Source organism: Nocardia sp. CDC159, from assembly GCF_023740735.1.
In the GTDB taxonomy this organism is placed as follows: Bacteria; Actinomycetota; Actinomycetes; order Mycobacteriales; family Mycobacteriaceae; genus Nocardia; species Nocardia pulmonis.
The window spans coordinates 322,587-335,110 of the sequence record NZ_JAMRXH010000003.1; the positions used below are offsets into that span (position 1 = coordinate 322,587).

Annotated in this window: 10 protein-coding genes and 1 pseudogene; 8 read left to right on the plus strand and 3 right to left on the minus strand. The window is 66.3% G+C overall.

Annotated features, from left to right (window positions below):
* Positions 1 to 372: 372 nt before the first annotated feature.
* Positions 373 to 1,791 carry a rifampin monooxygenase gene (gene rox, locus NDR87_RS08445; RefSeq protein WP_251910566.1) on the minus strand — a complete coding sequence of 473 codons (1,419 nt, stop codon included), beginning with the start codon at positions 1,789 to 1,791 and terminating at the stop codon, positions 373 to 375.
* A gap of 314 nt (positions 1,792 to 2,105) precedes the next feature.
* Between rox and NDR87_RS08450 the strand changes: the two genes are divergently transcribed.
* From NDR87_RS08450 to NDR87_RS08470, 5 genes are all read left to right on the plus strand, one after another.
* Positions 2,106 to 3,122, plus strand: a complete 1,017-nt coding sequence (locus NDR87_RS08450) for an ABC transporter ATP-binding protein (protein ID WP_251910567.1) — start codon at positions 2,106 to 2,108, stop codon at positions 3,120 to 3,122.
* Positions 3,119 to 3,934: an ABC transporter permease gene (locus NDR87_RS08455; protein ID WP_251910568.1), complete on the plus strand. Its 816-nt coding sequence runs from the start codon at positions 3,119 to 3,121 to the stop codon at positions 3,932 to 3,934. The genes NDR87_RS08450 and NDR87_RS08455 overlap by 4 nt, the downstream gene beginning before the upstream one ends.
* Positions 3,931 to 5,073, plus strand: coding sequence for a sensor histidine kinase (locus NDR87_RS08460; protein ID WP_251910569.1), 1,143 nt, complete (start codon positions 3,931 to 3,933; stop codon positions 5,071 to 5,073). The genes NDR87_RS08455 and NDR87_RS08460 overlap by 4 nt, the downstream gene beginning before the upstream one ends.
* Positions 5,070 to 5,690 (plus strand): DNA-binding response regulator, encoded by a 621-nt coding sequence (locus NDR87_RS08465; protein ID WP_251910570.1) that lies wholly within the window; start codon positions 5,070 to 5,072, stop codon positions 5,688 to 5,690. Before NDR87_RS08460 ends, NDR87_RS08465 begins: the two co-directional genes overlap by 4 nt.
* A gap of 442 nt (positions 5,691 to 6,132) precedes the next feature.
* Positions 6,133 to 6,828: a 2OG-Fe dioxygenase family protein gene (locus NDR87_RS08470; protein WP_251910571.1), complete on the plus strand. Its 696-nt coding sequence runs from the start codon at positions 6,133 to 6,135 to the stop codon at positions 6,826 to 6,828.
* A gap of 407 nt (positions 6,829 to 7,235) precedes the next feature.
* Here NDR87_RS08470 and NDR87_RS08475 read toward each other — a convergent pair whose 3' ends face one another.
* The gene (locus NDR87_RS08475) at positions 7,236 to 8,996 is read right to left on the minus strand and encodes an SMI1/KNR4 family protein (protein ID WP_251910572.1); all 1,761 of its coding nucleotides are present in this window, start codon (positions 8,994 to 8,996) and stop codon (positions 7,236 to 7,238) included.
* Positions 8,997 to 9,371: 375 nt separating this feature from the next.
* Here NDR87_RS08475 and NDR87_RS08480 point away from each other — a divergent pair, with 375 nt between their 5' ends.
* Positions 9,372 to 9,767 carry a hypothetical protein gene (locus NDR87_RS08480; protein WP_251910573.1) on the plus strand — a complete coding sequence of 132 codons (396 nt, stop codon included), beginning with the start codon at positions 9,372 to 9,374 and terminating at the stop codon, positions 9,765 to 9,767.
* A 538-nt stretch (positions 9,768 to 10,305) separates the two neighbouring features.
* Positions 10,306 to 11,337: a DNRLRE domain-containing protein gene (locus NDR87_RS08485; RefSeq protein ID WP_251910574.1), complete on the plus strand. Its 1,032-nt coding sequence runs from the start codon at positions 10,306 to 10,308 to the stop codon at positions 11,335 to 11,337.
* 34 nt (positions 11,338 to 11,371) lie between these two features.
* Here the strand turns inward: NDR87_RS08485 and NDR87_RS37215 are convergent.
* Positions 11,372 to 11,500 (minus strand): annotated as a pseudogene (locus NDR87_RS37215) (SDR family NAD(P)-dependent oxidoreductase); the annotation flags it as partial.
* A 99-nt stretch (positions 11,501 to 11,599) separates the two neighbouring features.
* Between NDR87_RS37215 and NDR87_RS08495 the strand changes: the two are divergent.
* The gene (locus NDR87_RS08495; RefSeq protein WP_251910575.1) at positions 11,600 to 12,121 is read left to right on the plus strand and encodes a nitroreductase/quinone reductase family protein; all 522 of its coding nucleotides are present in this window, start codon (positions 11,600 to 11,602) and stop codon (positions 12,119 to 12,121) included.
* Positions 12,122 to 12,524: the final 403 nt, after the last annotated feature.

Sequence of the window (12,524 nt, forward strand, 5' to 3'; positions counted from 1 at the left end):
CGGGCCGAATTCTCATTTGCCCGCCGATGGCTCGATATCCAACTCGAAGTTCTCCGGCGCACCTGGAACACTCATTCTCGGCAGCAGCCACCGCGATGGCGGCAATGCGCCGCGAATGCGAAAAGGATGTTCGCGCAATGCGTATCCGAACGGCCCACACTCCCCTACCGCCGAACCAGCGCCGCGCGCGAGAACCTCTCCGGCCCAACCGATCCCACAGGAAGGCCGGGATCGGCGGCAGCCGCACCCTATGCACGACACCGAAACCCCGCTTGCCACAGCGATCGAACCGTCCACCAGCGGGCGTCGACAGGCATCGAACACCCATACCTTCTGCGCGACAGCGGAATTGGTACGGCCGGACGGGATCGGTCAGCCGGTGGGGGTGCCGAACCAGCGGGGCAGGTGCGAGTCGAGGTCGGACTGCGCCTCGCCCGCCCAGGCGATATGACCGTCGGGGCGAAGGAGCAGGGCGGGGGCGGGGAGCGGGTCGGTGACGAAGTGATGGTCGATTCGGTCTTTCCAGCGCTCGATGGACAGCCGGCCGGTTCGGTCGAGCAGGAGGGGGCGACCGGCGTGCATGAGGTCGTAGAGATTGCCGTCGTCGAGGGGGAGGTCTCGCTGGCGGTCACCCATGAGGGGGTGGCCGGCGCCGAGGTCGTAGCGGACGTCGAGGGCGGTGATCTTCTCGATCAGGTAGCGGTTGACGTTGTCGAAGTCCATGAGTTCGGCGAGGAGGCGGCGAACCGCCCGAACCCCCGGTTCGGTGGACAGCAATTCCATTTGGGCACGGGTGTTGTCGAGCACCGCGGCGGCGACCGGGTGACGTTCGCTGTGATAGGTGTCCAGCAGATCGTCCGGCGCCCAGCCGCCGACGGCGGCGGCGAGCTTCCAGCCGAGGTTGACCGCATCCTGAATGCCGAGATTGAGACCCTGGCCGCCGGTGGGCGGGTGGATGTGGGCGGCGTCGCCCGCGAGCAGGACGCGGCCGGTTCGGTAGCGGTCGGCGAGCCGGGTGGCGTCGCCGAATCGGGACAGCCAGCGCGGGGAGTGCACGCCGAAGTCGGTGCCGGCGTAGGCCTTCAGCTGTCGCTTGAATTCGTCGAGGGTGGGCGGGGTGCGGTCTTCGGCCAGCCCCGCGGCCGGTACCACGACGCGATACACACCCGTCCCGAAAGGCCCCAGCCCGAAACGCTTCTCGGTCTCCCGCACCTGCGCGACCACGGCCGCGACCTCCTCCGGCGGCACGCTCACCTCCATCTCGCCGAGCAGCGTCTCCGACCGCGCGGGCTCCCCCGGGAACCCGACGCCGGCCAGCTTGCGCACCGAGCTCCGGCCACCGTCACACCCGACCAGGTAACGGGCGCGCAGTCGCGTTCCGTCGGCCAACTCGGCGGTGACCCCCGCCTCGTCCTGACCAACCCCGACCACCTCGCATCCGCGCCGAATCTCGGCGCCGAGTTCCAGGGCGCGCTCGGTGAGCAGGCGTTCGGTGACGGGCTGCGGAATGCCCAGGACATACGCATGCGCGGAATCCAGAGCGGGTGCGGGTTTGGTGATCGCGGCAAAGAATCCCCCGAGCGGATACTGCTTGCCGTTCGCGAGAAACCGATCCAGCAGCCCCCGCATGGCCATCACCTCGATACTGCGAACATGCAGCCCGAGCGCACGCACATGCGGCGTCGGCTCCGCCTGCCGCTCCACCACGACCACCCGCACCCCGTGCAACCGCAACTCCCCGGCCAGCATCAAACCCGTCGGCCCGCCCCCGACGACGATCACATCGAACATGAACCACCCATCCGTAGAAGTCGCATGCCACGACCCCGATCTGCGCAGGTCCCAGCGTCGGCCGGGCCATTCTGCGCCACACCCCGGGCCTTGCCGCAAGCCCCGGGGTGCGATATATGTTGAAGTGGGAGGGATTTCGCCTCACCCCTCGCCATATCTGGCTACCGTGCGGCGTCGCGAATGTGCCGGTAGTCGCCCGGGCGGATGCGGTTTAGATGATGACTTTTGTCATCGCCGGATCATGTTGACACTCATCGGGATTCGGTGACTGCGCTTACTACCGGCATCACGTCGTGTCCGTGATCGTTGAACCCATGAACAGCATTAGTCGCCCTCGACAAGACCGCGCCTTCCCTCGGTATCGGGTGCACACCGCAGGCCGCGGCAACGCCGATGTCATTTCGGCGCGCGGACTGCGCCGAACCTATGGGCACGGCAAGAATGCCTTCGAAGCGGTCAAAGGTGTCGACCTCCGCGTCGCCGCGGGGGAAGTCTTCGCACTGCTGGGTACCAACGGTGCCGGTAAGACCTCGACGCTCGACATGCTGGAGGGGCTCGCCACTCCTTCGGCGGGCGTCGTCGAGGTTTTCGGCCTCGACCCGCACACCGACCGCGAGCAGGTCCGCCCACAGGTCGGCATCATGCTGCAGTCCGGCGGCCTACCGGCCGAGTTGACAGTCCGCGAAACGCTCGAAATGTGGCGCGGCACGTGCACCAGCCCGATTACTGCGGAGACCGTCCTCGCGCAGGTCGATCTGATCGATCGTGCCCATGTTCGAGTCGGTGCGCTGTCGGGCGGTGAACAGCGACGCGTCGATCTGGCGTGTGCGCTGCTGGGGCAACCTCGATTGCTGTTTCTCGACGAGCCGACCACCGGACTCGATCCAGAAAGCCGCCGTGCGACGTGGCGGCTGCTCGCCGACCTCAAATCCTCCGGGGTGACCATCGTGCTCACGACGCACTACCTGGACGAGGCAGAGGCGCTGGCCGACCGCATCGCGATCATGCACCAGGGGGAGATCGCGCGCGCCGGCACGCTGCGCGAGATCGTCGACGGCCACCCGTCACGAATCGTCTTCGACCATCCCGGCTTTCCATTGCCGCCGCTGCAGGACGCGCGGATCGACGCGCAATCGCGCGTCACTGTCAGCACATACGACCTACAGGGACATCTGTTCGAACTGCTCGACTGGGCCCGCGAGCACGATCTGCGGCTGGGCGGATTCGAGGCCCGCACGGCCTCCCTGGAGTCGGTCTTCCTGAACATCGCAGGCGAGCCGGTCGATGCGACGACGGCCGCCACTCCCGAACCGATCGGAGCATTTCGATGACCACCCTCGCAACCCCTGCCACACGATTCCGCCGCCGCCCGCTGATCGCGCTCTCGAAGGCGGAGTATCTGCAGTTCCGGCGGAACAAGACGCTGGTCTGGATGGCGACCGCATTTCCGGTCGGAGTCCCGCTGGCCATGTATTTCCTGGCGATCAAAGACAAGGCGCCCACGCCGGGTTCGGCGGCGATGGCATTCGAGTTGCTCGCCTTGTCGGCCTTGCTGTTCGTGCAGTACTACTCGGTGCTGTCGATGGTCACGACCCGCCGCAGCGAGGGCGTGTTGAAACGGCTGCGCACCGGGGAGGCGGCCGACTGGCAGATCCTGACCGCGCCAGCCATTCCCGGTGTGCTGGTGACGCTTTCGTGCACTCTCGTCGTCGCCGCGGGGGTGTACGGCGCGGGCGCACCCGCCCCGATCAATGCGCCGGCGATTGCGCTCGGTCTCATCGGTGGGATCGTCCTGTTCTCGTTGCTCGCCCTGGCGACCAGCGCAGTGACGAAGAACGCCGAAGCCGCGCAGATCACCTCGCTTCCGGTGATGACGATCGCGTTTCTGGGTCTCGGATCCATCCGAAAAGTCCTGCCGGATCGGTTCGCGGATCTGGCCGATTGGACGCCCTTCGCGGCCGTCTCCGACCTCGTCTCCCTCGGGACGTCCGGTAAACCGGCCACCGGTAGCGCCTCCGACGCAGCCCTCGACTTCGCTGGCAGCTTCGCCGAACTCGGCGGTCCATTTGCCACACTGGCGCTATGGACCGTCCTGGCACTCGTGCTGACCCGCAAGAGCTTCCGCTGGGACGATCGCAGTTGACCCGCTGGACATCCTGGTGGAATCGATCGTCGGCACCGGCCAAGTTTCGGTTCTACACGCGCGCCTCCTTCCAGAGCGCCCTCGCCGCGCTGATCGTCGCAATAGCGATCGTCACCCACTCGCTGTGGTCGGCGCCCGGAATCGTGATCGCCGGGATTGGGGCGGTCCTCGCCGTGGAGGCACAACCCGACTTCGCACTTTCCTCCCGGGTGGTGGGGCGGCGCTGGGTACTACCTGTCGCCATCGCAATGCTTGCGGGGGTCTGGCTCGTCTACGCCGCGGTCGCCTGGGTGTCCACCGACGAGAGGACCGCGGCACCAGCGCATCTGACCAGCTTCTACGCGGCGGTGCTGGCACTGTTCGCCGTCGTTTCGTTCGTGCGGCACAAGTGGTGGCTGGTCCTGGGAGTCAGCGTCGCCACCGGACTGATCCTCGGCAAGTCGCCGATGACGGGATTGGTCACGGCGGTATTGGCCTTCCTTGTCGGCGTCTTCTTCGTCGGGACGACGCTGCTCACGATGTGGGGGTTGCGGGTGGTCGACGAGTTGGAACGCGCGAAGGTGGTCGAGGCCGAATTGCTGGTGGCCGAGGAACGGCTCCGCTTCGCACGGGACCTGCACGACGTCGTCGGCCGTGGCTTCTCGGCGATCGCGGTGAAAAGCGAACTCGCGGCGGTGTTGTCGCGATCCGGGGACGCCGACCGCGCTGCCAAGGAAATGGATGAGGTGAAGGCACTCGCCGTCGATTCCATGGGACAGATGCGCAAGCTGGTGCGCGGCTACCGCGGCATCGATCTGACGAGGGAGGTGGCCGGCGCACGATCGTTGCTGTCGGCGGTGGACTGCCGACTCGCCGTCGAAGGAGATGTGGCCAGAGTTCCAGCGCGGTTTCACGAGGTCGCCGCCTGGGTGGTGCGGGAGGGGACGACGAATATCGTGGAACACTCGTCGGCGACCTCGGCGGTTCTCGCACTCGGGGACGCGGGAATATCGCTGCGCAACGACCGCCCGCACGGCACACCGGGTGAGCATTCGGGGCTACGCGGCGTTGCTGAGCGACTCGAGGCCGTCGGCGCGACTCTCGAAGTCAGCGCGTCACACGACGAGTTCATGCTCGAAATCCGTTGGGAGAATGAATGATTCCTGTGTTCCTGGCCGACGATGAAACACTCATCCGGGCCGCGCTGGCCACCATGCTCGATCTCGAGGCCGACATCGAGGTGGTCGGCCACGTGGGCTCCGGCGAGGAACTCGTAGCCGCGTGGCGCCGCCACAGCGAGGACGGCGAACCCGTCGCGGTGGCCGTCATCGATCTCCAGATGCCCGGCATCGACGGTATCGCGACCGCCGTCGAACTGCAGCGGCTCACCCCCGGGGCAGGCACCTTGATCGTCACCAGTCACGGCCGACCCGGCTACCTCAAGCGAGCCCTTGCCGCGGGCGTCCGTGGCTTCCTGCCCAAGACGACGTCGGCAGCGACGCTGGCAGAAGTGATTCGCACCGTCCACAACGGCGGCCGATACGTCGATCCCGAACTGGCCGCCGAAGCCATCAGCGCCGGCGACACCGTCCTCACTGCCCGCGAGGCCGACGTCCTCGAATATGCCATCGACGGCGCCCCCATCGAAGACATCGCCCGGCGCGCCCGCCTCTCCCCCGGCACCACCCGCAACTACCTGTCCTCGGCCATGGCCAAACTCGGCGTCTCCAACCGCTACGAGGCCGCCCTCAAGGCCCGCGAGAAGGGCTGGATCTAACCCCTTCAATCCACGTTCTCCAACCTCGCGTGCAGATTCTCCGGTTCCGTATGGTTCGGCGAGACCGTATTCTCCGGCACCGCCGGCGAAACCGACTTCTGCTCGGCAACTTTCACGGGCGACGCCTCGTTCGAGGACACCACCTTTCAGGCGTCACCGCCTTCTACAGCGCCACCTTCCGCGGCAACGTCGGTTTCGCTGGGGCGAGGTTCAGGTCACCGAACGGCACAGCCCCGGTCTCCTTCGGCCATGCCGACTTCGGCTCCGGCACGGTCACTTCTGCGCGATCCCGCCGCTGGGGACCCCCGCCACCGGAGTTCGACAGGGATCACGACTCCCCGCCCGGCAAACACAGGCCCGCCCCTGGCCGCCGGAGCCCAAGCCGGGAGCAGGGCGTTTCGCGTGGAAGTAGCCGGGTAGACGTCAGAGCGTGACGACGAGGATGTCGGCGGCCCGCGAGGCATTGGCCGACAACGGGATCTACCTCATGTCTGCCGCCGAGACCGGATCGCTTCTGCGTGTGGGTGAGAAGGTGTGGGAGCGGTTCGGTGCGCACTGGAGCAACCTGGCGGTCGACCACTATGCGCGTGATCGCGGCACGCGCAGGCTGCGGCGATATGGCTGCTTCCGCCTGACCACCGCGACGGGCCGGTTCCAGTTGCTGCAACCGCGGCCTTTTGCGCAGCCTCAGAACAGTAATCCCCTCTATATCGGCGTGAACCGCATATTCGAGCCACTGACCGACACCTTCGTGGCCGATCCCGTATTCGCCGCAGTACTGCGCCTGCTCGCCGAATGCGCGGCGGCACTGAATGATCCACCCGAGTGGATCGTCAGCGTGCATCCGTTCCGCGTAATCGGCGCGGCCGACGCGGACGGGCTCGCCGCCCCGGAGGGCCGCCACCGCGACGGCGTCACCCTGGTGTCGACGCTGCTGATCGCTCGCCACAACGCGACCGGAGGCGAAAGCATGGTCCTCGATCTCGCCGGACGACCCCTGCTGACCGTGACATTGGACGAGCCAGGCACACTACTGCTCGCCGACGACCGCCGCACACTGCACGACGTGTCCCCGGTACGCCCGGCAGACAGCAGTAGTGCGGCATACCGCGATGTCCTGGTAACCACCTTCGCGTAGATCTGATTGGTCCGCCAAGCCGCGCAGTGCCACCGTGCCCCGGCTCATCATCCGTCGAGTAGGCAACTCACCTTCCCGCACTTCATACCGGCAGCCCACAACTGCGGCGGTTGCGCACACAACCCGATCAGCATGGTGAGTACCGTGGACAGCTTTGCCGGGCAACCAATCCGAAAGTGCGGCCAACGCGCACCCCGCGGCAATAGAGTGCGTTCGTTCGGCGCGGCCTCGGGCGCGTGCCGTGAGGAAGCACGAGTTCGCTGATCGCGTCACCGGCGTAACGTGCATAGGCATTTTGGCGGACCGGAAGGCCGCGTCACCCGGCCTGGGCAAAGCCCGCAGCGCGGTATCCTCCGACGAAAGATCATCGCAGTCCCTGCGGGACTGGACCAGGGATCGGGCAGGAGTCAGTCGTCGGTCAGCTGCTTGCGAAACTCCCGCCGCCACTGGGGGTTCTGACGACAGCTCACGACCAGGCCCAGGGCTTCTCGGGCCGGCAGGTTGAGCGCGTCGGCCAGGGCGCGGGCGGCCATGGCGCGGTCCTGCCAGACAGACCGGTCGTTCCAGTCGGCGTATGTCACCTGCGCCTCGGCGTACACGCGGCGCAGCCGCAGGTCAAGGGCGGAATCGTCGGTGATGCCGGGGCGGTCCTCCCCGCTCAGCAGCGACAGTGCGGCAGTGACCTCGTCATAGGTGTCGAGTCCGGTCTCGGTGGCCAGTGACGACATCTGCGAGGCGAGTGCGCGGCGCAGGCGCTCGGGCGTCGCGGCGTCGACGAGCGAGGTGAACCGGTCGGGCACGGGTATCCTGAAATTGTGCTCCCGGAGCCCGAAGTTGTTGTCCGGGAGCAGGGGAAGGATCCGCGCGCTGTCGAGTTCCCCGTCCAGGCCGGGCGGCGGCAGTGGGGTGCCGCAGCTGCGAACGACCGTGTCGCACACCGCCAGCAGCCGTTCCTGCCACTGCTGGGGTGTAGGTTCCTGACCCGGCGTCGGCAGACCGCCGACCACGGCCTGTCGGTCCGAATCCCAACGCGCCGCCCACTCGTCGTGCGGCGGCAGACCGGGGAAGACTTCGAACGGGTCGCGCGCGCCATCAGGCAGGACGGCCGATCCGGTGTGGTACTTCGTCACCAGTTCGCCGTTGTCGAAGAGAGACACCGAGATAGGGCCGCTTTCACCCCGAAAGCTGACCGACACCGCACGGGTGCCACGGGACACACGGCGCAGCACCTCATCGCGTGTGCCCTCGAAAATATGGCGACCTTCCTCGAGGCCGAATGCCCAACCGCCGTGGGTTCCCACGCGGACCACCGGCAGCAGCACCCTGGGGTTCTGCCACTGGTCTGGACTTTCCGCCTCCTCCCTACCTCGTGGGCGCCGGGTCTCGGGCAACGCACCGAACCGGCGCAGGAGTTCGGTCTCGTCCAAGGCCTGCGCGAAGGTCAGGCAGAAATTGTCGTAGCCGCTGGGCCAGGTCTTGTTCAGCGTGGCTTGGGAAGTCGGCCGGCGGGGGGTGGCGATGACCGGGTCGGCGAGCGCCAGGTCGAACAGAGACCGCGGCTCGTGTCGCCGTTCGGGAGCGAGCTCCCACAGCAGCATCCCGTCATCGACGACAGGCACATATGACAGTCCCACCGTCATGACGGTTCCGCCCTCCAGGGAGTCGGCGACCTGTTCCAGGAAGGCCGCAAGGCTTTCCCATTCCCCGAAGCTCACGCCCTCGGACTCCGCCTGCAAGCCCACCGCACCGAACGACTCGCCTCGACGGCAGTCCACGACCAGCCCGTCCGCACTGATATTGCGGGCGAAGGGTACGAAATCGTGGTGCCAGAAGTGCTCGAGCAGCGGGTCCCCTTCATACCTGGCCCACGACTCCTGGCGGCTCCGGGCCGAGGAGAGGATCTGGGCGAGGGTGTAGGGCTGGAAGCCGGGGAAGGTGAAACCGCCCTCCTCAGGGGTGACGTAACCCCGCTTCCCGGGGGAGACCCCGTCGTGGTGCCGCAGATACGCGACCAGATCCACGGGAAACTCCACCCCCAGCTCAGCAGCTGCGGCGCTGATGGCCTCCTGCGAGGCGGGTGGGCGCAGGGAGGCGAAGGTGCGCGGCGCGTGGGCGGCGAGCCAGGAGTCGATCCGTCGCCAGGACTCTCCCAGGAGGTGAACGTGCATCGTCCGATCATCACATCCCCCTGTGACACCTACGCCTGCTGATCGAACCGTAAGCGGCCTTTGTGGACGTTGGAGGGTGGTGGCCGAGACCGAGCGCGGCACCAATCAGCAGCTTCGAAGTCGTCGATCATTTTTTCGCTGACATTGCAGGTGCTGGCGAACATCCACTTCTGTTCGGGACGGCCAGCGCCCGCTTGTTGGGCACTCCTTCTCTCCTTGCCTCACGGCATTTCGTTGTCCGAGGTTTGTTGTCCACCACGCGAGTCACCGACCGTGGACAACGAATTCGGGCTGCAATGGACCTGCCGATGCGGCTCGTCGCAGACAGAAGCGGCGGACGCAGCGGCGAGTCCAGAGAACGCAAGGAGTCGATCCATGAACATTCGCAATCGCCTCGCAGTCGGGACCGCCACGGTCGCGCTCACCTTCGGCCTGGCGGCGATCCCGGCGACCGCCATGCCGGCCTATTCGTCACCCGCCGACAGCGCGTCCGCCACGAAGTGCGCGGACTGGAAGAGCGTGCAGCTGGCGGGGAACGTGGCCGGTATGAAGTACCAGGAGTGCTGGCGCACATACAACGGCAAGAAACAGGCCAGCGGCGCGATCTACCTATGGGACAACAAGAGCGACGGCAAAGAGGCGTGCGGCAAGATCACGATCGGTAACTGGTGGCGCGACTGGTGCTGGGGCAACGAGTCCCACCACAGCCCGAAGTACATCAGCGGCTGGCACGACGGGTCCGACGCCAAGTTTGGTCTTTTCCTGGCCTGACAGCCCCGGAATCCGCAGCTGTCCCGAGCCACAAAGGAGAACACACCGGTTCTCGACGCGATGTATCGGCACTACAGCGACGCGGCGCGACGCCGGAAGCTGACCGGCTGGTCCCGGATCGTCGCCGGCGGCCGCCCGACCCGGTGACAGTCCCGCTAAGGAGGGGATGGCGGGACAGTCCCGGGTGCGGCCGACTGGCCGACCACGGCCGGTCCGCAGCGTCTGATCCCAGGCTGGCAGCCACCTGATCCGCGACACCGCCGGGCATCCAACTCACCATCAACAGCACAGAATTCGCCGCCCAACGGATCTGCGCTACCACCCACGGCACCCTCACCCCCGAACTGTGGCAGCGCTACATCCCGAGCTCCCCTACAACCCACCCTGCTGAAAGCCGCGGACACCCCGATCGCGATCAAAGATTCCCTGTCCTGAAGGGAAGCGGTCTTCCCGTGCGGAGACCCTCCGTCGCCCTTCTAGGGGCTCGACGGGCGGGGCGAAGGTCGGGACAATGGTTGTGGTCGTTTGAGGGGTTGTGATGCCGAGGCACGAGCAGCCGGTCGGCGGTGACGACGCGATCGCACAGTTCGCGATCGACCTGCGACGGCTGCGGCAGAAGGTCGGCAGCCCGCCATACCGGCAGCTGGCCCGTCGTGCGCTGTTTTCGCCCTCGGCATTAGCCGATGCTGCCAGCGGGCGAAGACTACCGAGCCTGGCCGTCACCCTGGCCTACGTTCGAGCGTGCGGCGGCGACGTCGTCGAGTGGGAAGCACGCTGGCACGCACTGGCCGCCGAAACCGCCTACTGTGAACCGACTTCGGACGGCGTCGACGCGAACGGCAACCACCCGCCGAAGGCAAACAGCGCGGCAGCGGATGCGGCACCCCGCCGCACGCGTTGGCCCGGTGCGGTCGTAGCGGCAGGTGCGCTCGCGCTCGCACTGTTCGCCGTCCTCTGGCTGGTGGAGTCCGTCGGCAGCGATGGGACCTCGCCCGTGATTCCACATGTCACCACAGCGGCGCCCGTTCCCGGTAACCCGCCCTTGATCTCGCCAGTCAGCGAAGATACCTACGTCTCCCAGCTTGATCGGGATGTAGCCAAAGGGGCACTCAAAGAGTTACTCGTCTGCGGTTCGATCTGCGCGACCGAGTCCGACGCGGAACGGCGAGTCCTGCTGAAATTTTCCATCACCGAGCTACCCGACTCCAGTTGCGTATCGTCGGCCACGCTTCAACTGTGGTCCAGGACCACCACACCGGAGAGCAACATCTACACCCTGCACCGCACCGACCCCAACTCCTGGAGTGAGGCCACCGCCACCTGGAACAACCAGCCCACGCTGGGACCTCTGGTTGCTTCGCGTCCCGGCTCACCGGCCGCGAACTGGCTCACCTTCGACATCACCTCCGTGGTGACCGGTAACGGGATCTACTCGTTCCAACTACGTCAGGGCGGCAACGAGTTCGGTCGATTCTCCACTCACGAAGATCCGGTCGCCAACCGTCCAGCCGAAATAGTCGTCCAATACACCCAACCCGGATCAGACAACTGCCCACGCGCCAGCGCCTAGTCGGTGCATGCCGTAAGTCTGGCAATGCTTGGATCAGGTTGGCGACCGCTGCTTTCGCCGCCCCGTAGTCGACGTTGACAGCGCTGGGCGCGAGGGCATGGGTCGAGGTGATGTTGACGATAGAGCCTCCGCCACGCGCGAGTAGCAACGGATCTCGCCCCACCCGACCCGCGGCATGACAGGGCCTCTGCTTGGGAAGTGCGTCGAGATTTCTGGTTGATTTAGGACCGAAACTGTCCTAACTCCCCTACATACTCGAACCATGAGCGAAATCGAATCGACCGCGGGACAGCCGGAACAGACCGACCTCACCGGCGTCACCGATTACGACGATCCGAACGCGCCGTGGAACCAGGCGTGGGACGAGGAGGGCGGCATTGCCAATTGGAACGATGACGTGATCAAGGAGTTCCGGGAGAATTCGGGCAAGGTGGGTGGCGCTTACGCGGGTGGTGACCTCATCCTGCTCACCACCACCGGAGCCAAGAGCGGCAAGCGGCACACGACTCCGCTGGGACCTCTGTACCGGGACGAGACCATGTACGTGAGCTCGTTCATCGAGGACAAGTACCCGGCCTGGTGGTACAACATCAAGGCGAATCCGCAGGTCACCATCGAACTCCGGGACAAGACTTACCAGGCGACCGGCAAGGCGCTCGAAGGCGCGGACTACGACGAGTTCGCGGCTTGGGTGCTGGCCAACAACCCGCTGCTGGCGGATTTCCAGTCCAAGGTCGACCGGCCCATTCCACTGGTCGTGCTGACCCTCGACGGCGAAAGCTGAGCGCTCCTGGACCCTTACGAGGCGCGCAGGCCCAGCTGAAACACCCGACATTCGGCATGAGGGGACGTTCGGAAGCCTGAAATGATCTCTGCCCGTCGACCTTTACGGATGCCGCGTGACCGTTCCGAATCGCGCGCCACGCGGCATGTGCCGTGCGTTCGGCCGCAGACCGAGTTGCACCGTCGGACAGCTGATCAGATGCGGAACCAACATCCATTACGGAAGGCATACGCCCCACGCACCGTCACCCGGCAACGACACCCGGACGACACGGGTGCCCACCCGCGACCGACACTCGACGTTCTGGGAAACAGACCGACTCGCGACCGGCGGCCATGTGCGGATGTTCGTGCTCATTCGACTGCCGCCGTCGGAGTTTTAGCCGACGAGGCGAGGGGAACAT

What these genes read in the sequence shown, in the direction of transcription:
- rox (WP_251910566.1), bottom strand. Translation starts at nt 1,791, where the DNA reads ATGTTCGATGTGATCGTCGTCGGGGGCGGGCCGACGGGTTTGATGCTG.
- NDR87_RS08450 (WP_251910567.1), top strand. Translation starts at nt 2,106, where the DNA reads ATGAACAGCATTAGTCGCCCTCGACAAGACCGCGCCTTCCCTCGGTAT.
- NDR87_RS08455 (WP_251910568.1), top strand. Translation starts at nt 3,119, where the DNA reads ATGACCACCCTCGCAACCCCTGCCACACGATTCCGCCGCCGCCCGCTG.
- NDR87_RS08465 (WP_251910570.1), top strand. Translation starts at nt 5,070, where the DNA reads ATGATTCCTGTGTTCCTGGCCGACGATGAAACACTCATCCGGGCCGCG.
- NDR87_RS08470 (WP_251910571.1), top strand. Translation starts at nt 6,133, where the DNA reads ATGTCGGCGGCCCGCGAGGCATTGGCCGACAACGGGATCTACCTCATG.
- NDR87_RS08475 (WP_251910572.1), bottom strand. Translation starts at nt 8,996, where the DNA reads ATGCACGTTCACCTCCTGGGAGAGTCCTGGCGACGGATCGACTCCTGG.
- NDR87_RS08480 (WP_251910573.1), top strand. Translation starts at nt 9,372, where the DNA reads ATGAACATTCGCAATCGCCTCGCAGTCGGGACCGCCACGGTCGCGCTC.
- NDR87_RS08485 (WP_251910574.1), top strand. Translation starts at nt 10,306, where the DNA reads ATGCCGAGGCACGAGCAGCCGGTCGGCGGTGACGACGCGATCGCACAG.
- NDR87_RS08495 (WP_251910575.1), top strand. Translation starts at nt 11,600, where the DNA reads ATGAGCGAAATCGAATCGACCGCGGGACAGCCGGAACAGACCGACCTC.